General features: G+C 32.4%; 16 protein-coding genes and 1 tRNA gene. 10 read left to right on the top strand and 7 right to left on the bottom strand.

The window, feature by feature from the left end; genetic code table 11:
- Positions 1–57: 57 nt before the first annotated feature.
- The 5 genes from TD18_RS15705 (at position 58) to TD18_RS15685 (ending at position 9,191) form a co-directional block, all read left to right on the top strand.
- Positions 58–1,206 carry a hypothetical protein gene (locus TD18_RS15705; protein WP_040254518.1) on the top strand — a complete coding sequence of 383 codons (1,149 nt, stop codon included), beginning with the start codon at positions 58–60 and terminating at the stop codon, positions 1,204–1,206.
- Positions 1,207–1,315: 109 nt separating this feature from the next.
- A complete protein-coding gene (locus TD18_RS15700) occupies positions 1,316–1,891 on the top strand; it encodes an RNA polymerase sigma factor (protein WP_040254515.1) in 576 nt (191 codons plus the stop codon).
- Between the two features lie 4 nt (positions 1,892–1,895).
- Complete coding sequence (locus tag TD18_RS15695; RefSeq protein WP_152611401.1) at positions 1,896–2,630, top strand: tetratricopeptide repeat protein; 735 nt, start codon at positions 1,896–1,898, stop codon at positions 2,628–2,630.
- Positions 2,631–2,652: 22 nt separating this feature from the next.
- Complete coding sequence (locus tag TD18_RS15690) at positions 2,653–5,916, top strand: CHAT domain-containing protein (RefSeq protein WP_052461224.1); 3,264 nt, start codon at positions 2,653–2,655, stop codon at positions 5,914–5,916.
- A 20-nt stretch (positions 5,917–5,936) separates the two neighbouring features.
- Entirely contained in the window at positions 5,937–9,191 is a 3,255-nt protein-coding gene (locus tag TD18_RS15685; RefSeq protein ID WP_052461223.1) for a CHAT domain-containing protein, read from the top strand.
- A 165-nt stretch (positions 9,192–9,356) separates the two neighbouring features.
- Here TD18_RS15685 and TD18_RS15680 read toward each other — a convergent pair whose 3' ends face one another.
- From TD18_RS15680 to TD18_RS15665, 4 genes are all read right to left on the bottom strand, one after another.
- On the bottom strand, positions 9,357–11,309 hold the full coding sequence (locus TD18_RS15680; RefSeq protein WP_040254508.1) for a T9SS type A sorting domain-containing protein: 1,953 nt from the start codon (positions 11,307–11,309) through the stop codon (positions 9,357–9,359).
- Between the two features lie 132 nt (positions 11,310–11,441).
- A complete protein-coding gene (locus TD18_RS15675) occupies positions 11,442–12,212 on the bottom strand; it encodes a LytR/AlgR family response regulator transcription factor (RefSeq protein WP_040254561.1) in 771 nt (256 codons plus the stop codon).
- Positions 12,209–13,957 carry a sensor histidine kinase gene (locus tag TD18_RS15670; protein WP_241480688.1) on the bottom strand — a complete coding sequence of 583 codons (1,749 nt, stop codon included), beginning with the start codon at positions 13,955–13,957 and terminating at the stop codon, positions 12,209–12,211. The genes TD18_RS15675 and TD18_RS15670 overlap by 4 nt, the downstream gene beginning before the upstream one ends.
- Before the next feature lie 243 nt (positions 13,958–14,200).
- The gene (locus TD18_RS15665) at positions 14,201–14,740 is read right to left on the bottom strand and encodes a hypothetical protein (protein ID WP_040254504.1); all 540 of its coding nucleotides are present in this window, start codon (positions 14,738–14,740) and stop codon (positions 14,201–14,203) included.
- 225 nt (positions 14,741–14,965) lie between these two features.
- Here TD18_RS15665 and TD18_RS15660 point away from each other — a divergent pair, with 225 nt between their 5' ends.
- The 5 genes from TD18_RS15660 to TD18_RS15640 all read left to right on the top strand — a co-directional run bounded on the left by TD18_RS15660 (position 14,966) and on the right by TD18_RS15640 (position 19,400).
- Complete coding sequence (locus TD18_RS15660) at positions 14,966–15,859, top strand: trypsin-like serine peptidase (protein ID WP_040254503.1); 894 nt, start codon at positions 14,966–14,968, stop codon at positions 15,857–15,859.
- 89 nt (positions 15,860–15,948) lie between these two features.
- On the top strand, positions 15,949–17,403 hold the full coding sequence (locus TD18_RS16870) for a DUF2589 domain-containing protein (protein ID WP_052461221.1): 1,455 nt from the start codon (positions 15,949–15,951) through the stop codon (positions 17,401–17,403).
- Positions 17,404–17,415: 12 nt separating this feature from the next.
- Positions 17,416–18,159 (top strand): hypothetical protein, encoded by a 744-nt coding sequence (locus tag TD18_RS15650; RefSeq protein ID WP_040254501.1) that lies wholly within the window; start codon positions 17,416–17,418, stop codon positions 18,157–18,159.
- Positions 18,160–18,165: 6 nt separating this feature from the next.
- Positions 18,166–19,173: a DUF2589 domain-containing protein gene (locus TD18_RS15645; protein WP_040254499.1), complete on the top strand. Its 1,008-nt coding sequence runs from the start codon at positions 18,166–18,168 to the stop codon at positions 19,171–19,173.
- A complete protein-coding gene (locus TD18_RS15640; protein ID WP_040254497.1) occupies positions 19,170–19,400 on the top strand; it encodes a hypothetical protein in 231 nt (76 codons plus the stop codon). Before TD18_RS15645 ends, TD18_RS15640 begins: the two co-directional genes overlap by 4 nt.
- A gap of 131 nt (positions 19,401–19,531) precedes the next feature.
- Here the strand turns inward: TD18_RS15640 and TD18_RS15635 are convergent.
- From TD18_RS15635 to TD18_RS15625, 3 genes are all read right to left on the bottom strand, one after another.
- Positions 19,532–19,605: transfer RNA gene (locus TD18_RS15635), tRNA-Asn, on the bottom strand.
- 84 nt (positions 19,606–19,689) lie between these two features.
- Positions 19,690–21,015: an RIP metalloprotease RseP gene (gene rseP / locus TD18_RS15630; RefSeq protein ID WP_040254495.1), complete on the bottom strand. Its 1,326-nt coding sequence runs from the start codon at positions 21,013–21,015 to the stop codon at positions 19,690–19,692.
- Positions 21,016–21,092: 77 nt separating this feature from the next.
- A complete protein-coding gene (locus TD18_RS15625; protein WP_040254544.1) occupies positions 21,093–23,027 on the bottom strand; it encodes a M1 family aminopeptidase in 1,935 nt (644 codons plus the stop codon).
- Positions 23,028–23,090 lie beyond the last annotated feature (63 nt).

Genomic DNA, 23,090 nt, shown 5'->3' with positions numbered 1-23,090 from the left:
ACATTTTAAAACATTCAAGATGTACCAATAGAACCGCTAATTTAATCTATTGGTATTATGAAAACTCATCATTTAATTCTTATTTCAATTGTATTCTTTTTCTCTTGCAATGATCAAAAAGATGCCAGCTTGTATTCAAATTCAACTACGGAGACTGGAAACAACTTTGAAATCGGTCTAGATAATGCTTCAGAATCTAAATCTGAAGACCGCAATAAATCTTCAAAACAGCTTAAACTTTATAAAATAAAAAACGAGCAATTTGGTATGTTATTCGGCGTAATGCCAATTCCCAATTCTTGGAACATATTGAATAATTCAAAAGACAACATTCTCTTTGAAGCTGAAAATGGAGTAAAAGTATATGGCGAACGTTATAACAGCTTTTTTTATTCCAATAATCAGGAACTCAATTATTTTTATCAGCAAAACGGAAATCAAGTCAAAGCACCTAAAGACATTACTCGGGTGATCAATGAAGATTTGAAGCCATTTTTTGAATCTAAAGGACTAAAGTTATTAGATCAGTTTCCTCTTTCCCAACTCGCACAAGCAGATAAACAATTGGATAACGCACTTTTCAAATCTATACCAGAAAACAAAACATTTGAATGTATCGTTACGGAATGGGAAGATCAAAATGGTATTAAAGTTTTAGGAGTTATACGTTATTTCTCAACCTCTTACCCAACTGCTGGTGGCATGAATTGGGGTTATGTGTTTAATGGAATGGAAGCTCCAAAAGCTGTTTACGAAGAAGCTAAAAAAGATTATATCAATGCATTATTAAATTTACAGGTGAATCCGAATTGGATTCAAAAAAACAATCAATTTTACGCTCAAAAATCTCAACAAAGCAATGCTAATCACCAACAGCGTATGGCTGCTATTCGTGCTCAAGGACAGTCGCTAATTAATACCGGAAAAACATATAGCTCTATAAGTGATAGTAATCATGAAAGCTGGAAAAGACGAAATGCAATGACAGATGCTGGACATGCAAAATCTGTCGATGCTATTTGGGAGCGCAGTAATTTAAATGACCAAAATGGTAACCAGTATCAAGTTGATGGCTATTATAATACCGTTTGGATGAATAGCAATAACGAATACTTTGGCACCAATAATACCAATTGGAATCCTAATGTTGACAATGCCACGAATGGCATTAATTGGGAACAATTAGAACACAGTGATGACAATTAGTAATGTTTTCGATGTCAATAAAACGTTTAATCGTTAAAAAATTGATTTAATAGTATAGTATTTGTTGAAATTTGAAATAGTTGTATCTTTCTCTTGTTTAGCTATTAACATGAGGGAAGCCCATAAAACCAACACTCAATTACAACTTATAGAAGCTATTAAAGCAAACGATCAAATTGCTTTAAAACAGTTTTATATGAGTAATTATCACAAAATTGAAGCCTTAGTTCTTAAAAACAGTGGCTCAATTGATCATGCAAAGGATTTGTATCAAGACAGTTTTATTGCGGTTTGGAAAAACTTAAAAGCGAATAAATTCGAACCTAAAAATGAAACAGCTTTACAAGGCTATTTATATCAAATAGCAAAAAATAAATGGATGGACACCTTACGTTCACGTACGTTTAAAAAAACTAACGGATTAACTGACGAAACATTAGCTAAATTAAAAGAAAAACCCGTTGATGACGAAATAGATACTAATGAAAGTGATTTAAACACAACGATGAACGCCTTTAAAAACCTAGGGCAACCATGCAAACAATTACTAACAAATTTTTATTATGAAAAAAAGTCACTGAGAGTTATTGCTTCAGAATTACAACTTGAAGAAGCTTCAGTACGCAACAAGAAATACAGATGTATGGAAAAACTCCGAAACATTGTATTATCCTCAAAATCTTAAAAAATTGAATACTAATAGCAACATATCACAAGAACAACTCGAAGCCGTCGAACGTTATATCAATGGCACTATGGCTGATGCCGAACTGAAAACATTTACAGCCAAACTCGATACTGATTCTGAATTTAGAACACAGGTAAACGATATTAAAACACTTCTAACTGGCATTGAAGAGCAATCTCTTAAAGAGCAGCTTGATGAATTTCATAAAGACATAAAAAAGCAATCCTCTAATAAAGGTTCAGCCAAAGTTCGTTATCTACAGTTTAGAAAATTGGTCGCTGCAGCTGCCATAATTATGGCGTTAGGAAGTTTTTGGTTTTTCAATCAAAATCCAAATGAAAGATTGTACTCAAAATATTTTACTCCAGATCCTGGATTACCAACAACCATGAGTAACAGTACAAATTTTGAATTTTACGACGCTATGGTAAACTATAAGCAAGGCGATTATAAAACTGCAATTAAAAAATGGCAGCGTTTAAGCGCTAATACACCAAATAATGACACATTAAATTACTTTTTAGGTGTTGCGCATTTGGCAAATAAAAATGAAAATGTCGCGATTGAGTTTTTAGAAAAATCAGTCCAAAATGACAATTTTTCTTTAATTGATGATGCTTATTATTATTTAGGCTTATCATATTTAAAGGAAGGTGATGCTGAGTTAGCTAAAACATATTTCAAAAAGAGTTCTGTAGAACATAGTCAAGCCCTTATATCTGAGTTAGAGGATTAAACCTCATAAATATCAAATGTTTATGACACAATTATTCAATTGCGCTAGACTTTCTGTGCTTTTAGGCATGCTCTTAGGATTTAATCTTTCTGGTCATTCTCAGGATAAATTATTTGATGATACCACACTTTTAGATTCACTAATAGCACAACAAAACTTTAAAAAAGCAGATTCTGTATTAACTTCAAGGATTAGCATTTTAAAAGAAGAAAAAGATTTTCTGGGATTAACAAATCATATTTACTACGTAGGAAAAGTAAGTTTGAAGTTAGATGGAAAAGCCTTAGCTATTAAAAAAACTAAGGATTTTGCAAATAGTATAGCCGAAGCCACAGATTCATTACCAATTTTGAGACAAAAACATCTTGTTATGTCAAGGTTTTATGTGTTTTTAAGAGACTACAAAAGCGCATCAGAAGAAAACTTTTTAGCACTTGAAATCACAAAAAAAATTCCTGATGCAACAGGAGATTTATTTGGATTAATTCATCATAATCTAAGTATTGACTATCGACGTTTAGGAGACATTAAAAAAGCCATCTGGCACAGTAAAAAATCAATAGACTATTATTTGTCTTATCCCGATTCTGATAAAACAAAAGTTTTAGATGCCTATAATTCATTAGGTGGAAGAATGTGGGACAGTTTCAAAATAGATAGTGCGTTGTATTATTTCAAAGAAGGTGAGAAAATTATTGACGAGCTTGAACCCACGCCAATGAACAAGTTTTACCATAAGGCCAAAACACAATCTAATATAAGTTCCGTGTATTCGTTGCTAGGCAAGTCTTCTGAGGCATTACAATACAATGAGAAAGCGATAAGAAACTATACACAATTCATACATAGTAAAGAAAAAGGAAACGATTTTTTTAAAGAGGAAGCTCGGTTATTTCTATTCATGACCATTGAAAATTATGCAGATGATTTAAGTAAACAAGGTAATTACGTTAAAGCGCGCGAGTTACTAGAATATGTTCACAAGGAAAAACTTAAATTTTTACCTGCTGATGATACTGAAATTGCATACACATGTTTAGAACTAGGCAAAATACACATTAAATTAAAGGAATATCAAAAAGCCCAAATGTATTTTAATAAAAGCTTGGCAATATACACTAGACATAAACAACAGGATGAATTAGGTATTGCTGATGCGTATTTCTATAAAGGTGTTATAACAGATTATTATAATCAAATTGACTCTACCAGAGTTTTTTATGAAAAAAGCAAAGATCACTATGATAACATCTTTGGTGAAAGTTATGATGAATCTTATTTAAATGCCATTCTAAGCTATTCTAATTTTTATTCAAAACATGGGTATACAGATAAAGCCATTGCAATGGCAACCAAAGCATATAACTACGTCGTTGTAAATCAAGGAGAAACCACTTTAGCTGAATATTACCAATTGGTCAATCTTGCTAATATTCATTATGAATCTAAAAACTATGGTGAAGCATCAAAAAAAATCAATACAGCATTAAAATTACTGGAAGACTCTTATTCGTCAAAAACAGACTCAATTAACGCCCTTACAATACGATTTAAAAAACCTGAAGCATTACTTCTGAAATCAAAAATAGAATTACAGTTAACCCAAAACAGAGATGTTAACGTTTTAAAACATCAATATAAAAACCTAAAGGAAGCCTTATCTATTTTGGAAGAGCAAAAAACGCTTTTCACCGAAGAAGAAAACGTTTCAATAATGCTACATAATCATGATGACATTTTTGAATTTTCCAAGCAAATTGCCTTAATGCTGTATGAAGCAACACAAAATCCAACCTATTTAAAAGATGTCTTAAGCCATCACGAATCGAAGCTTTATAATAGCATCAGAAATCAATTAAATGTAACTTCAAATTTTTCATCAGAAACTATACCTGCTTCCATTTTAGAGCAAGAAAAACAACTTAAAAGCGATATAAACTCTGCATTTGCTGCAGATGGTAATTTGGAAAATTTTTTTAAAGCCAATTCAAATTGGATTGATTTTCTACAAACTTTAAAACATGATTACCCTAAATATTACGATTTAAAATATGCTTCAATATCAAAATCTTTGAATAAGCTGTCATCAAGACTTCCTGATGCCACCACAATTGTTAGATACGTCTACATTAATCATGAACTATACGCCTTTGTTCTTGAAAAAGAATCAATTACCGTTCACAAAATAGATGTCGAAGCTTTAGATCAAGCGTTATTGAGAGAGTCTGAATTTAATGACTTTGATGAAAAGCGTCTTGAGTCAAATTATAAGCTATACACCATATTGTGGCAACCGTTTTCTGATAAAATAACGAATACTCATGTGGTAATTATTCCTGATGGAAATCTTTTTAACCTGAGTTTTGAGGTATTAACGCCTCTTCAAATAAATTCTTTTAAATCTCTTGCAAAACACAGTTTACTGCATAAGCATATCATATCCTATAATTATAGTTTACTTTTAATTGACAAGAATAAAACTCCAAAATTTTTTGAGGATAATTTTATTGCCTTCACACCAGAGTTTAGTGATACCATGAAATCAAAATATAAAACGATCATTACAGATTCGTTGTATGTAGATAAAACCTACTTGACCTTATTGCCGCAACCCTTTATAAAAAAATTAGCGCAAGCATCGTCTAAGGTATTTAATGGGACTTCTTTTGCTAATGAAAATGCTTCAAAGCAAGTATTTACAAAACAAGCCAAAGAACATAAAATTATTCATATTGGAACGCATGCCGAGTCAAATAATATCTCTCCAGAATTATCGCGACTTATTTTCGCTAAAAATGTAAATGATACGCTCTCTTCGGAAGATAATTCGCTTTACACTTATGAAATTTACAATCAGAATCTAGCGTCTAATCTGGCTATTTTGACTGCTTGTGAAACCGGAAAACCAACCTTTCAAGCAGGTGAAGGTATGATTTCATTAGCACACGCATTCAATTATGCAGGAAGCGAAAGTATGTTAACAAGCCTCTGGAAAATAGACGAACAGTCCAGCTCCAAAATTATCAAATTATTTTACGATAATATTTCAGAAGGGCTGCCTAAAGATAGTGCTTTACAAAAAGCAAAGCTCGAGTATATTGCAACTGCAGAAGGTAGAACTTTAGCGCCTCAATATTGGGCTGGCTTAGTTTTGATTGGCGACACATCTCCTATTGATTTGAAAAGCTCTTCAAATTCTGTTATCTACTGGATAGCAGGTCTTATTTTAATTCTCATTATTGTTTTATTGGTGAGAAAAAACAATGCATCAAAAACAGTTTTTTAATAACTCAAATGAGGAAAACCATGAAGAATATATCTCTGAAAATCATCATATTGAGTTGTCTTATATACTCAACATTTTCCTTTGCTCAGTATGCCAATTCTGAAAGTTTAAAACAACTCGACAAACTTATTAGTGAAGAGAATTTTGCTGAAGCTCAGAACTATTTACAAGAAAGTATTGACACCTTTAAAGCTAAAAAAGACTATTACCTTCTAACCGATTACATCTATTATACAGGTAAAATTAATCTTCAGCTTTATAACAAAAAAAGAGCTAATGCATCTGTACTCGACTATGCAGAATCAATAACGGCAGTAACAGATTCGGCTAAGGTATTACGACAAGTTAAACTTGAACTGGCTACATATTATGAACTTGTAGGAGAGACACAAAAAGCCTATGAGTCAAATTTAGATGCTCTCGAAATAACTAAAAGCTGGAATGAGGCTACTCCAGAACATTTTGGGCTAATTGAAAACAATCTTTGTGTGCTCTTAACCAGAAAAGGTGAGGTAGCAAATTCCATTAAACATGGCATCAGAGCACTTAAACACTACGAGTCTTATCCAGAAACAAATAAAACAAATCTTTATGTGCTTTACAGTACAATGGGTGGATCTATGTGGTATGAATCTAAAATTGACAGTGCGCTATATTTTTATCAAAAATCTGAAAAGACCTTGAAATTGATGGAGCCCAATCCCATGAATTCATATTACAGACCAGCTATACTCAATAATAATATGTCGGCTATATACTCTACTCAAGGCAATTTAGATAAAGCTTTGGACGCTATAAAATCAACCGTTAATAGTCTGAATCAATTTATAGCTTCTGATGTTGCCGATTCTAAAAAGGAAAGCGCAAAGGAGTTCCTTTTTATGTCTATAGAAAATTATGCAGGAATTTATAAAGATATAGGCAATTTTGATAAAGCTAAAGAGTTGTTAGCGTATTCATATGAAGCGAAGAAAAAACATTTTGATTCTGAAAGTCCAGAATTATACAAAGCAAAAATCCTACTGGGACAAATCCATTTAGAATTAAAAAATTATAATCAAGCTCAAACCTTTTTAGATGATGGCATATCACATATAGAGAGAACAGAAGGAGGAAATAATTTTTGGGCAGCTGATGGGCATTCATACAAAGCTAGACTCTATGAGGAATTAGGAGAAATTGGTCTTGCCAAACAACATTATGACAATGCCGAGACGTTATACAAAGCTGCACTTCAAGGTTCATATGATAATATTTATTTAGATTTCATTATTAATGCAAGCCATTTTTACGCCAAAAACAGTGATGAAGAAAAAGCCTTGAAAATGGCACATAAAGCCTATGAATATATCAAGGAAAATCAAGGCTCAACTACTTCCTTTGAAATACAACAAGCATTAAATTTAGGTGAATTATATTATGAATTAGGGAATTATAAGGCTGCGTTAGGTAAAGCCGAAGCTACTGAAGTATTGCTCAAAAAAATGCTTCCCACGCAAACCAATCCTTTAGATTCTACAAAAATCATTTTATACAAACCACAGACGCTTTTACTTAAATCACGCTCTGAATACAAACTAAACGGAAAAAACAATGCTATTGCTGATTTAAAAATGCAATTTAAGATATTGAAAGAAGCCATTTATATTGTAGAAAAACAAAAAACATACCTCGGAGATGATACGAGTATATCTCTTTTAATTGAAAGAAATTCAGACCTTTTTGAGTTTGCAAAACAGCTTGCTTTAGATTTATATGAAACAACCAAAGACAACGCTTATCTTATTGAGGTCATAAGCATGCATGAATCTATTTTGTATAATAAGATTAGAGCGCAATTAAACTCAAGAACGTCTATGACTTATGCCAATGTTCCTGATGGAATTTTAGAGCAAGAAAAAATAATTAAAAAGGCAATTCAAGAATCTTTAGGAAAGAGCGACAACTTAGAGGCTTATATAAAAGCCAATTCGCAATGGAAAACTCATTTAGAATTTTTAAAAAATAAGTATCCGAAATATTACACCCTACGATTTGCTTCAATCTCAAAATCGTTAAAAGACATTGAAAGCAAAGTTCCAGAGAACACAACTATAGTTCGATATCTTTATACAGATGAAGCATTATATGCAAATCTAATTTCAAAAAGCGGCATCAAACTTTTCAAGCTCAATACAGAAGGATTAAACTCTAAAATTTCAAATTTACAAGACGAAAATTCTATGTTTCAAAATAGTTTGAGTCTTTCGCATGAGTTATACCAACAATTATGGAGTCCTTTTGAGCAAGAGATTAAGACGAACAAAGTTGTTATCATTCCAGATAGAGACTTATTCAATCTCAATTTTGAGATGCTTACTAATAAAAATATTTCCAACACTAAGCAATTAGCGACTCACAGTTTACTTTCACAATATACAATTTCATATAATTACAGTCTTTTTTTAATTGATAAAGGCAGTCGTGCTATTGGATATAAAGAGAATTTTGTAGCTTTCGTACCAGAATTCAGCGATCAAATGAAATCTGAATATCGCTTATCTATCAAAGACTCATTGAATTTAGACAAAGCCTATCTTACCTTGTTACCTCAACCCTTCACAAAAGACTTAGCAAAATTCTCTACTCGATTATTTGAAGGCACATCTTTTTTAAACGAAAACTCAACAGAACACATTTTTAAGGCTAATGCCAAAGAGCACAAAATAATCCACATTGGCACACATGCCGAATCTAATAACATTTCACCAGAGCTATCGCGATTAGTGTTTGCAAAGTCAATAGATTCAATAAATACTGATGACAATTATCTTTATGTTTACGAAATATATAACACCAATCTATCATCAAACTTAGCAATTCTTACCGCTTGTGAAACAGGTAAACCAAGCTATCAAGCTGGAGAAGGTATGATTTCATTAGCGCATGCATTTAATTATGCTGGAAGTGAAAGTATGCTAACCAGTTTATGGAAGATCGATGAACAAACCAGTGCTGAAATTATTGAAAGCTTTTACAATTACCTTAAAAAAGGGTTCCCCAAAGATGAAGCGCTACAAAAAGCGAAACTAGATTATATAGCAATCGCTGAAGGAAGAACTTTGTCGCCTCAATATTGGGCTGGTCTAGTTTTAATTGGAGATACGTCACCAATTGAGCTTAGTGGCTCTTCAAATTTTTTATTTTGGTTTGGTATTGCTACTTTGGCTTTAATACTACTGATTGTTTTCTTGAAGAAAAGGAATCGCATAAAAAAAGAGTTTCCAAAAACATGAAAACTCTTAATACACAATAATAACAAACCCTAATTTTAAATAATTCCCTACAAATTAATAGCAATGGTTCGTTTGTTACTTAATCATCGTTGTTATAATAAAATGTAAGCATAAAAAAGCCATTATTTTTCAATAATGGCTTTTACTATTTAAAAATTTGAAATTTTATTTAGATACTATAATTTTCTTAGTAATCGTTTGATTAAAATCATTGAAATTAATATTCAAAAAATACATACCTGATTCTAAATGACTAGTATCAATCGTTGTTACCATAGCATTAAAACTTCCATTGTGAACTATTTGCCCTAAATGGTTCACTAAATTCCATTCGGAATTAAGAATCTCATTGCTTTTGATATTTAAAACATTCTGAACTGGATTTGGATATATTTGTAAACTTTCAGCTGTATCAAGATTATTGATTCCTAATGTTGCACCAGGACCAAGTAAATAAATGGCATCATCTTTTACTTCTAAAGTGAAAATCACAAAATTACCTCCATATTCAGCTGCAATGGTTTCTGGTAAATTATTGGAATTAAGAGACGCAGCCGAAATGATTTCAAAAATAGCATCATTAGGTGGCAAATAGCCTAAAACAACATTAATGTTTCCGCTTATGTCCGCATTATTTTGAACCACTAATCTGTCATACTCAATACCTACATTTGGCCCATCAATTTCGATAGTGTAAGTGGTGTCATCAGAAGTCGCTAAGTCTCCCATAACGGTTAATATTCCAGGAGAACTTCCAGGAGACACTTCGCCTTCTAAAACATATCCTGCGGGAAATTGAAAACTACCACTACCACTATAAGTCCCAATATATTCTACGAGTGTTCCATTAATATATTCTTGATATTCTCCTGTGGTTAAGTCTTCATTAAATGCTAATGTCCCAGATTCAGCAATAATTTCACCATAATTTATAAAGGTTGATAGGTTAATTGAAGACGTTCCTGTTCCAGTTGTTTTTCTTAGTTCACTAACAACAGAAATAGTGAATTCATGAAGGTCTCCACTATTATAACCAATCGTAATATTATCAGCATTAATATTATAACTATTAAAGTTAAACATTCTTAAGACACCATTGTTTATGTTTAAATCGCCACCATTGTGATTAATATCTTCAAAATAATTCCAGATATTAAAATTGGTGTCTAGCTCCATTAGTCCAGGCCCATCCAGATTAATATGTCCATATGCTATCATTCCAGATTGTTCATTCTCGTCTGGGCTATACAGTTTACCACCTTTCCAAGTAAAGGTTCCTTCTTTTGATAGATAAATATACTTCTGTATCAATAAATCACCATTAACTTCAAGCGTATTGTTTTGCCCTATGTATATGGTGTGTGCTTCTGTAACTCCAGCTCCATCTGTTATAGCATAACCTCCTGCACCTGGCAAATTGATTATTACTGTTGAGCCTGGAGGTGGAATCTCATTGTGATTCCAATTTGCTGCAGTATGCCAATAACCATCGCCTCCTTCACCATCCCAAGCATAAGCTGTGGTATAAGCAAGATCTGTAACCACATAGCTCAAGCCTTCAAACTCGCATTGCGCGCCTAAAGTGACTTCAAAACCATCACCATAGCTAATTGAAGATTGAGCTGTGGCACAAGAGCCTTGAAATCCATTAATAACTTGAAAACTTTGGCCAATTTGAGGCACATAACCAGAAAAAGCCAACTGTATACTTCCATTAAAAAAATAGTTTCCTTCGCAGGTAATGGTATATAATTCATCTACATCTCTAACAATTACCTCTAAACTACTGGAAGTATCTACAATAAAATCTCCTAGAAGGTAGAAGTCGCCTTGAGTAGATAATTGAGCTCCATAGCGAAGTTCTAAAGTTCCATATTCTTGGTTTAATGGTACTCCTCCTAACCCGTTAAAGTAAACATAGGCGAACTCAATTAAGATATCATCATAAGGTTCGGGAACACCTGGATATAAAGGATCAGCACCTCTACGCCAATTTTCGGGATCTTCCCAAGAATAGCCATCACCTTCTCCTGTAAATACAACCTGGTCATAGTTTTGTGCATTAAGCGTTATAACTGAGAATGCAAAACACAGTGTAAAAAATAAAATTCGTTTCATAATTAATAGCTTTATAAAGTTTATACCACTACATCGAAAGGATTACAATATGTGAGCATAAAAAAGCTAATGAATTTGAGGCATGAAAAAAGTCCAACATTTCTGTTGAACTTTTGATATTTTACTTGATGCTTATATCGTTTTGAACAAATTAAAAACTTGACTGTGATTAGATTTACTAACTGGTATTTTTTGATCTTTAATATAGAGTGTGTTTCCTTCAAATCCTTGAACAGCTTGAATATTGATAATGAAACTTCTATGGACTCTGAGAAATCTGTCTTGTGGGAGCTTCATCTCCAGTTTTTTTAAAACCATAGAATAGAGAAACTTATCCCGTTTTGTATGAATTGTTGTGTAATTACTATCTGCTTCTAAAAATTGAATCTCATTTAGCAGAACCCTCTCAAACCGATGATTTTTTTTCAAAAACAAACTGTCTTTAATTTTTAAGACTGCATTATCATCTTTTGAGAACTCCTGTGTTTTTAATAAATCCTGTTCAGGAGTTTGTTTTGAAAAATTTACCAAAGCCAATTCTATTGCGATAGCAATTTGTCTATCATTAAAAGGTTTTAAAAGATAAGCATAAGGATTTACTTGTTTTGCTCTTTCCACAATACTCGTATTAGCATGTGAAGTGAGAAAAATAAATGGAATATTAAATGTGTTGTTAACCAACTTTGCTAGGTCAATACCATCCATATTGCCTTTAATCATAATATCCAATAATATTATATCTACAATGGGAATTTCTTTTAAAATCTTTATGGCTTGTTCTGCGCTTTCAGCAATACCAACAACTTCATAATTAGAATTACTAAGTCTTAGTGCGACGTCTTGAGCTAAAATTATCTCATCTTCAACAATTAGTATTTTAATTTTAGAAGTGAGCTGTTTCATTTGATATTTAAGTTTATAACCCAATGGGTTCCGTTTTTAATAACGGTTTTGTAAGTTCCGTCAAGCTGTTTTATTAAGGATGAAATCAATTTTAAGCCTAATGAATCTGTTTTCTCTCTATCCTCTTGATTAAACCCGATACCATTATCAATCACTTCCAAATTTAAATAGCCTTCTTCTTGTTGAATAATAATTTTTAATTTTGGCTTACTTGTATTTGTATAAGCATGTTTAATCGTGTTAGTAACCAATTCATTTATTATTAAAGCTAAAGGGATTGCTTTATCAACATTAATACTTAAAGGTTCGATTATAAAATCTGGTGTCACGTCTGCCGCATATCCATGTATAAGATTTAAAACTAATTCTTCTACATAAGGTTTAACTTCTACTCTAGTTTCTATGCCTTCCTGATATAATTTTTTATGTACAAGAGATAAAGCCTCCACTCTGTTTTTACCAGACGTAATCACTTCCTTTGCTGAATCATCAGTTATTGAATTGCTTTGTAAGTTGAGTAAGCTGGTAACCATTTGTAAATTGTTTTTCACTCTGTGATTCAACTCTTTTAGCAATAATGCTTTTTCTTGCTCTTTTACAGAAATTTCCTTTTTTTGTTCTGACAAATCAATATTAGCAAATCCTATTTTCTTATACGCTTTGTAGAGTAAAAAAGCTAAAAGTGCAAACAGAACAATACCTATTGCTAAACCTATAGAGATATTTTTTCTGTTACTACTTATCACATTTATTCTTTCGATTTCAGACTCTCGCTTATCTATTTCATAACTTGCTTTTAACTGCTCAATTTTTTTAATGTTAGTTTTATTTACAAGACTATCTTGATAGATTTGATATACTTTTTGAAAAGCTAATGCTTTTTGAAAGTTGTTTTGTTCTTCATATAAAGCAACAAGCATAGCACTAAAATCTCTAATTTGCTCTTTTAAACCAGCATTTTCAGCCATGTTGTAGGCTTCTAGCAATTTACTTTCAGCCTTTTTATAATCGGATTCTTTTTTATAAAGCAATGCTAATTCTGAAAGATAAACAGACACCGAATAATTGTCGTTTAATTGGCTTAATATCGTTATAGCTTTGGTAAGATGTTCTTTAGCATTTTCATAATCATCTTTAGCGGCATAAATCATACCTAAATTGCCTAAGCTATAACCTAAAATTATGTCGTTATTGAGCTCTTTATCGAGTTCTAGTGATTTTAAAAAAGCGCTTTGAGCCTTATCTAAATCACCCGATAATCTATATATTTCACCAAGATTTACTAGAGCAAGTGCTTCGTTTACTCTTTTATTCGACTTTTGATATATGAGATAAGCCTTCTCTAGATAATCAATGGCTAGCATGTATTCTTTACCTTCAGTATAGTGGATAGCTATTTGACTATTCACTTTTGCTTGACGCTCTTTCAAATCTAGATGTTCATATATTTCTAGGGCCTTGAAAGTAGCTTCTAAAGATTGACTATTATTTCCCAATTGCTGCTCAATAGTTCCTATAACTTCATACGCCTCAGCAACTAAAACCCTATCGTCAATTTCAAGAGAAAATTTTAAAGATTTTTTTGCATAGTAGAGTGCGCTATCCAGTTGAGGATGGTAAAATGATATCGCTTCTAATAAAACAGCTTGTTCCTTTTTTGATAAATTCTTGCTTTTGAGTATTGCTATTAAGCTATCTGACTTATGCACATTTTGCGCTAAACATGTAGGCATAAATGAATACACAGAAACAATTAAAAGTAATGATATCTTAAGCATTTTGGTTGGTATCTATCTTAATATCTAACTTCTCCATGATTGATTTAATTTCCTCAAGAGGGTCTAAAGCAAATGTGGTGGTATCTCAGATAATCGTATAAACTATTACTATATTTCGAATTGTTAGAGCTTAAAAATCTAGAAAAAATTCATTCTTGCGTTTCATAATAATTTATTCATGGTTGCATACACTCTTTTTTATCAAAAGAATTAGGTCCTGTCTTTTGAAGTAAGCCTTACAAAAGGATCAATTCTAAAAAAATAGGTGTGATCATCAATTGAAAGAGATAGCACTATAGTATATGAAATATAAGTATTCTTCGCAGTGGTTGAAGGGTCACTTTCTTTAGTAAGAATTTCGAAGCCTTGTAAACCATCATTTGATGTAGGCATTAAAAACAAACTCCCATCTGGCACATATGCTACATTTGGATCATCTTTAATATCAAAACACTTCTCCCAATCTTCTCTGGTCATGATGTGGTCTTGATTTTTATTTCTGTTCTGAAGTTTTAAAAAATGACATTTAGGTTGATAATTCGTGTCTTTAAAGTCCATATAAACCATAAAGCCACTCCCTTCCTCAATTTCAAAAAAGTTCTTTAAATCATTTATCACAAAAGGATCTAATTGTATCGGATTTAAATACGATCCTTCACCGATATCTGTATTATCTATAGCTTCTTTCAAGCATTCGAAATCGAATTCGAATTTTATTTCTCTATACAAAGGATTTGTTGGTTGGTTCATGGTTATATGTTTTTATTTATCACAGTCTAAGTTAGTTAAATTTTAACGAACTGTTGTTTTAATTGACACAAGAAAGCAAAATAATAGTTAGACTCAGGTTATTAGTCTATTCACTAAATAACTTAAACGATTCACACATCTCTTTTTCAATTCGTCTTATTATCTGCCAAATTGATTGGAAATACATAAAATTATTTACACACATTCTAATCAAAATCAACAACCATGGAAGAAAAAAACGATTTACTTAATATAGATGAAGCTGAATTAACGGCCATTGAAAATTATTGGACCGAAGAAAGGATGAGAAATGCTATACCTCATCCTATTCTTGAAATTTCAGATAGCGATTTAGAACAATTTAAGACTAAAAAAAAATCGACTACTGATATAGAGTCTGTTGAAGGTAAAAAACTCAACTACGACACTTTTAATATTACACCTAAAGATGCAGATGTTTCAAAACAACCCTTTTGCAATGCTGGCAAATTATTTTTCACTAAACCAGATGGTCGAAATTACATGGGAAGTGCAGAGTTTTGTGGCAATGATCAAATTGTATTAACAGCAGCTCATTGCGTAAGAGATCATATAACTGGGGACTGGTATCAAAACATGTTATTTTGCCCAGGTTATGCAAATGGTTGTACTCAAAAATTTGTAATCGTAGGTAAAACGACAAAACAAGGTTGGGCAAATAATAAAAACAAGAAACCTTATCATCTTGACTACAGTTTTTTAATTACTAAAGCTAAAAGTAAAACGGGTTATTTCGGTTGGAAAACCTACAATCCGTATTCGAGATGGACCTCAATCGGCTATCCAAGTAATTATGGTCATGCTGAATATATGAAAGAAGTTAAAGGAGATATTGCTTCAACAAAAAAGGGCTTAATTGAAATGTCTAATAATCCAATGACACAAGGTTGTAGTGGAGGAGCATGGATAGGTGATTTGAATGATTCAGATAAAAAAGGTGGTAATTATGCCATTGGTCTAAATTCATTTGGTCATAAAAAGAAACCTGGCTTTGTTTGGAGTCCTCTTTTCGATTCAAAATTTGAGGAGTTATACCATTACGCCAAAAGCAAGCTACCTATCTCGATATCAAAAGATTGATATTATAACGGTGTATTAAATCAGTGACACTGTAAGAATCTCAACATTAATTCTAAAATTTATTATTAACCAATTAAATAATTTACAAAATGGCAATAGATACCACGCCTTCAACAGTTGCAACCAATGCCTTAGATGCATTAGATTTTAGTTCTCTCATTGGAGGACCAATGGATGCAATTATCAAAGCTCAAGCTTTGGCAGCAAAAACAACTTATGAATTTATTAATGAAGTAGGTTTAACAACAGATCCTGATACTGGTGAAAAAAAACCAGTTAATGTCACTTTTCAATACAATAGCGGTGGAAAAGTAGCAACATTAACCGTTCCTCTTTTAGTTATATTAACAGTGCCAAATATAGAAGTATCAAACTTTGTAATTGATTTTATCGCAAATATTTCGGCATCTTCCTCTTCAACCGAAGAAACTTCAAGTGATACCGAATTAGGAGTTGACGCAGAAGCTGAAGCATCCTTAGGTATTGGCCCTTTTTCTATTAAAGTAAAAGCAAAAGCCAATTACTCAAGTAAACAACATTCTAAAGCTTCTCAAGAATCAAAATATTCTGTAGAATACACTATGAATGTTAGAGTTGAAGGTGGTCAAAGTGATATGCCAGCTGGATTACAAACTGTTTTAAGCATTTTACAAGGCAGTAATACCTCTGTTGGTCCAGATGAAATGGTTGTATCAAGACCAAAAAACATTAATATGGATGGAACTGATAAAACAACACTTGAAATTGTTCTGAAAGATGCTCAAGGCTATTTGGCTGCTGGAACAACGGTTGTGCTAAACTTAGAAGACACACCTTTTGACAAAGACAAAGTAACTGTCATGAAAGGATACACAATTGAGAATGTCCTTGCTGCTAGAAAGTACTTAAGCACAAGCGCTTACAGTAAAAACAGTAGAGACAACTCAAATCCTAATCCTAAACATCTTATTAGTCCTAGAATAGTAAAGCCATTCGTGAGACGCTTTAATGAAATTAAGACTTATGAGTATTTAGCAAATAATACAGACAAAGTTGAGGCAGTTACTGACGAATCAGGTAGTGTCGTCTTTCAACTTGTTTTGAAGGAAAAATTAAATGAAGACCAACAAGGTTCAATAACTGTGATTTCATCAATACCTATTTCTGATGTCAAAGGAGAAGCCTCTTTTAAAGAAGAAATCACCAAAGTACCTTACACTATTTTAATTCCTAGTGAAAAAACTGGCAGCATAATTTTATCCAGTCCAGAAAAATCAGGCTTTACATTAACAAGTACTAGTCTAACTAAAACAGTTGGTGTTTCTATAAAAGACAATGAAGGAAACCCAGTTTCTCCTGATATTGATGTAGATTATGAAATCTACGACAGCAGTAAAAACCTGGCTACAACAGCCTTTAAAAAGGATTCTGAAAATAAGACTTCTGTTAGTGGTGCATCAGATTTCAAAGTTGAATTACAAACACCAATTGTAAAAGGTACTTATAATCTAAAAATAAGTACTGAAGGTTCAACACCGTTACAAATTCCAATAACTGTTTCTTAAAATTATAATCAAATGGCTGATAATTCCGTCTTAGAAAAGCTGGTAGAATATATTTTACTAGAATTGTTAGAGGCACAAAATACGTCTAACGAAAAATCTGCTCTGCTTGCAGAAAACTACAAGTCTAAAGGACCAAAGGTCCCTAACTTAGAATTTTTTCCTGTACCTAATTCAAGTATTAAAGCATTTGATTTCAAGTTAAAATTTGCACTAAAAGACATAGGTGTCATCTTAACCGATGACACCTTATCTAAAATAAATGTGTTAATTGAAGAGTCTTGGATAGTCTATTTAACTCAACTAGTTAATGAAGGAGTAATAATTGAAGAAAGAAAAAAGAAGTATTTAAAACAGTTGCCAACAATTGATTTAAGCACATTTAAAAGTGAAATTTCTGAAAAAGATAACACTGATAAAACCATTGCTTCACTCTTGGCAAAAGAAATTGAACTGGCATTTGAAAATGCTGTAAATAAAAAATCATTTTGGGGAGGACCAAGTAAACTGCCAACACGAAGCTTATCATACCTGAATTTGGAAGAAAAAATCAATCAAATTTTATTTAATTCAGAAAAGGAACAGGACATCCCGTTAACCGATTTCAAAGCTGTTTTTGATCTCAATCAACTTAATAGCGTTACTGAAGACATTGTTTGCAGTATTAATGTACATGTTGAAATGCGAAATTTTGAAAGTGCTTATTACGATCATGAAAATGATTCAAATCTGAAAACAAGGATTCTAACTTTAAAATAAGAAGTGATGGAAAATGATTTTGATACGATTGAAAAAATGAGTAACCCTAACAATGACAACTTCGGTATTTCTGATGTTTTTACATTAGGCCGTATCATTCAAATTCCAGTAGATGCTGTTATCAATGCTAATATCGATGCTTCTAAAGCGGCTTTCAACTTTATCAAAACATTTGGCTTTGAGGATGAAAAAGACCCAAACGATCCTAATAAATTAGGAAAGCCAAAAATGTTGACTTTTAGTTATAAATATAATAATGCTGGTATAGAGCAAAAAATGGTAGTCAATATTCCTGTTTTGTCATTAGTGACTATGCCTTTTTTAAACATCTCAAAGGCCAAATTTGATATAGGCATTAATATATTAAATGAAGTTACCAAAAGCAGTTCAAAGCCTGAAACTCTTGTCTTACTTGGTCCTACTGAAGATGGAAAAGGGTACAAAAAAAACAGAGAATCAAATAACGAAAGTCCGTATAGTAACGAATTTTCTACCAACATGCAGGCTTCTATTGAAGTAGAATCTACAGATTTACCTTCAGGCATTTTACAGATGATAAACCTCTTTAAAGACGCAACAAATGGAACCAATGAAGATATTTATGCTTTAAGTACTGTTGAAGATAAAGTTGAATTTTCATTAGATCCAAAACATAAAAATATCTCCATCGAAGTTACATTTACAAAAAACAAGAAACCAGTTAAAAATGGCCTTGTAGTTGCTAATGTCGTTTCAGATACTGATTCAGATTTACATGATTCATTTTCTAAACCTATAAAAGTTATAAATAATTTTGGAAGTCAAGTAGGGAATGCTAGTCTCGGACAAGCAAAAGCTTTAACAAATGAAGATGGAAAAGTTAAATTTAAATTTTCAACACATAAAATGAAAGTTTTAAATACAATAATACATAATGGTTTTATCTATTTTAACACACCTAAAGCATCTAAAATAGCTGTATATTACAGTATTAACCCGAAAAAATTAAAGAAAATTAAAAAATCAAACTCATGAAACAAGAAGAAAAAATATCTGGATTTAATTGCCCAAACTGCGATTTTTTTATCGAAGTAACTTTAAAAAGTTTACTATATTCTCAAAGCCAAGATTGTCCGAGTTGTTTGACAAAATTTGAAATGGATCGTCAAGAATCGAAACAAGCTTTAGGTCTTATGCAAAAGTTAAATACTGTCATTGAAAATATAGAATCAGTTAAAGACTTTACTCCTGAGGGCTATTAATAACTCTAAATATAACCACGGAATTAATTGTCTTTTGTTCCTACACTTAGTTTTATAGGTTTCCTCTTTCTGTAAATTATTAGATTTAATTCACAAAAAAACCCAACACTTTCGTATTGGGTTAATTTTTGCTCCTCCTCTTGGGCTCGAACCAAGGACCCTCTGATTAACAGTCAGATGCTCTAACCAACTGAGCTAAGGAGGAGTGTTTATCGCTTTTGCGAGCGCAAATATATATTATTTTTTAAGTTTCACAAACAAAAAAAACAAAAATTAATTCTATTTTTTTTTATATCCAATCATTAATATTGGCAAATAAAACCAAAGTGATTAAAATAATGAATCCTACAAGCTGTGCACGTTCTAAAAACTTCTCACTTGGCGCTCTACCTGAAATCATTTCATAGAGTAAAAACATCACATGACCTCCATCTAATGCTGGTATAGGCAATAAATTTAACACGCCTAACATTATTGAAAGAAATGCTGTAAGAACCCAGAAGGCTTCCCAACTCCAGACACTAGGGAAAATACTATAAATTGCCTTAAACCCTCCAACACCTTTATACGCTCCTGTACTCGGATTAAAAATAGCCTTCAATTGTGCTCCATATTTGTTGAGCGTCTCCACAAAATCTGAAGCACCTGCACCAAAACTTTCAGTAAATGTATAGGTCTGGATGGCAATATCGTAATAACCTAATTCTGCAAAACGATCATTATCATAAGCAGCCTGAATACCAAATTTCCCATTTTCATCAACTTTAAGTTCTCTAGAAATTGTATCATTACCTCTTAGCAATTCTACCTTTAATGTTTGATTCTTATAATTTGCCATTAGCGAATCTAATTGATCAAAATATCGCAATGGTTTACCATCTATTGAAGTAATAATGTCTTCTGGCTTGATATCAACCGATTTATTTACCGATGTATCAGCTACGGCTCCAATCATAAACGGAATTCGACGTTCAAATAGCTCTTTACTTTTTGCAGAGGTGAACTGACCGAGAAAGTCTTCTGGTAAGTCAATAACTTGTTCCTGTCCGTCTCTCTTAACTGTAATTTTTTCAGCTCCTATAATATTTGAGCGTACATCATAATCATTGACAACTTTGATGTCGTTTACAGCTAATATTTTATCTCCTGTTTTGAAACCTAAATCCTGAAGGAATTCATTTTCAATCCAGTATCCATCTTTTAAGCTTTCAATTCTAGTGGTTTTATCTCCATAAGTGAAGGCTAGAAAGACATAAATGACATAGGCTAAAATAAAGTTAACCGTTACGCCTCCAAGCATAATAATTAATCGTTGCCAAGCTGGCTTAGAACGAAATTCCCATGGTTGAGGTGGTTGAGCCATTTGGTCTTTATCCATGCTTTCATCAATCATTCCAGCAATTTTCACATAACCGCCTAAGGGCAACCATCCAATACCATAAACAGTATCTCCGATTTTTTTCTTAAACAGAGAAAACTTGATGTCAAAAAATAAGTAGAACTTCTCTACTTTAGTTTTAAATAATTTAGCAGGTATAAAGTGTCCTAATTCGTGAAGTACGATTAGAAGGGAAAGGCTTAATAAAAATTGTGATATCCGTATTACAAACTCCATGTATCTCTAGTCAAAATTTTACAAGACACAAAAGTAGTGTTTTGCTTGCATTTAGAAAACAATATTTAGAGTTAAGCCTAATTTTTTAACAGGCTTTTATTTATAAAGCCTGCATTGGTATCAAATTGTATAAAAAGTAAGCCACTTGATAACGATGATACATCTATATTCTGAATCCAATTTGAACGATACAACAATTGACCAATCGTGTTATAAATTGCGATTGAATGTACTTGCAAAGCTTCAGGTTTTTGAATTGTTATACGTGTTGAGGACGGATTAGGAAACACTTTCAGTTCATCTTCAAGTTCAAAAGTAGCTACACTTAACACTTGATTGTTTGCTGAAATGAGATCAAACTCAGGATTGAAAATGACATCCTGAACTTCAAAAGCTATCGTTTCAGTAAACTGCTGCATGTTAGTGGTATGATCTAACACCAAATCTTGCTGTTCGCCTAAGGTTCCTAATAAACGTATTGGAACTGGAGCTTCAAAGAATGAAACCGAAGGATGACTTTGAGTTTGTGAAAGCTGAATTGTAATTTCAGTAGCTGAAGGCTGATTCCAGTTTACAGTGTAACTGGGATAGCCTTGATTGTACAGCCAATCACTAAAAAATTCGGTTAAATCTTCACCTGAAGTCGTTTCAACAATTGCAATAAAATCTTCCGTTTTAGCATAATCATATGCATGTTCTGGCGTGCTTAAATAATCTTGGAGAGCCTGAAAAAAAACAGGATCGCCTAACTTTTTCCGAAGCATGTGCAACACCATCGAACCCTTATTATAACTTAAACGGCTACTAAAAATACGACTCACACTAGTGGTATCAATATCACTTAAATAGACAGCTCCATCCAGTTGAGACGTAATTGAACCAATACGTTGTTGTTTCCAAGTTCTGAAATTAGCATTACCATCTAAATTTTCAAAAACCAGACCAGATAAATAGGTCGCAAAACCTTCGTTTAACCAAATATCTTTCCAGCTGCCACAAGTGATTTTATTACCAAACCATTGATGCGCTAATTCATGTGCGATTAAATTTCGGTTATAACTTCCCATAAACGATACGGTTGTATGTTCCATTCCTCCTCCAAAACCAAATTCGGCATGCCCATATTTTTCATCTTCAAAAGGATACGCTTCAAATAGATTAATAAATAAGTCCATGATATCAACAGTTACAGGAGTACTGGCTTGTGCGTTTGCTAAACTTTCTGAATACACATAATTCACAATTTCAAAAGGATTTCCATTATTTGAAACGGTATGCGAATACACCTCGTAATTTGTCACTGAAATCGCAATTAAATACGCTGGAATAGGATAACGATGCTTAAAATGTGTCGTCTTTTCATTTCCATTAATAACCTGACTTTGTTCCAAGCCATTAGAAACAGCAATATATTCTTCGTTTGTTGGATTAAATTGTGGTGATGTAATAAATACATCAATAGAATCAATTTTATCTATTAAGTCTTGTTTACATGGCCACCAGGCTTTTGCGCCATAAGGTTCTGATAATGTCCAAACTGTTGGGTCACCATTATGCGTTTCCTGAACAAACGAACCAAAACCAGAACTAACCGGATTTCCGGAGTAACTGATTGTTAACGAATCTAAAACACCTGTGTTCTGTATGAGAGGTAAAGTAACAACCAATTCATCATTCGAATTTTGAGTAAAGGTTAAAATAGTTCCTCTTTGTTCTACTTGAGAAACCACCATATTACTAGCCAAATCAAAAGTAATCTCACTCATATTTTCTTTAGCTTCGAAGTAAGTGGTGATGTCTCCTGAAATAAACGCAACAGAAGGATCTATATCCAATTCTAATCTATGGTATTTTAAATCATAATTACCAGTGTTTAAATTGGCACGATGCATCATTTGACTCAAAGCTGATTTTGCTTCAGCAATTCGGACATCTTCAAGAGTTTCATTGAAATCCTGAGAAAAAACATGAAGTGATAAAAGACAAAAAAGGGTTAGTATTGGTAGTTTCATAAGTGTTAAAATTTTCTTTCTTTTAGCAATATAGCATGCTAAAAGTACTGAATTTGTTGCAAA

The organism is Psychroserpens mesophilus, assembly GCF_000826645.1.
In the GTDB taxonomy this organism is placed as follows: domain Bacteria; phylum Bacteroidota; class Bacteroidia; order Flavobacteriales; family Flavobacteriaceae; genus Psychroserpens; species Psychroserpens mesophilus.
This window is presented reverse-complemented; position numbering and strand designations above follow the sequence as displayed.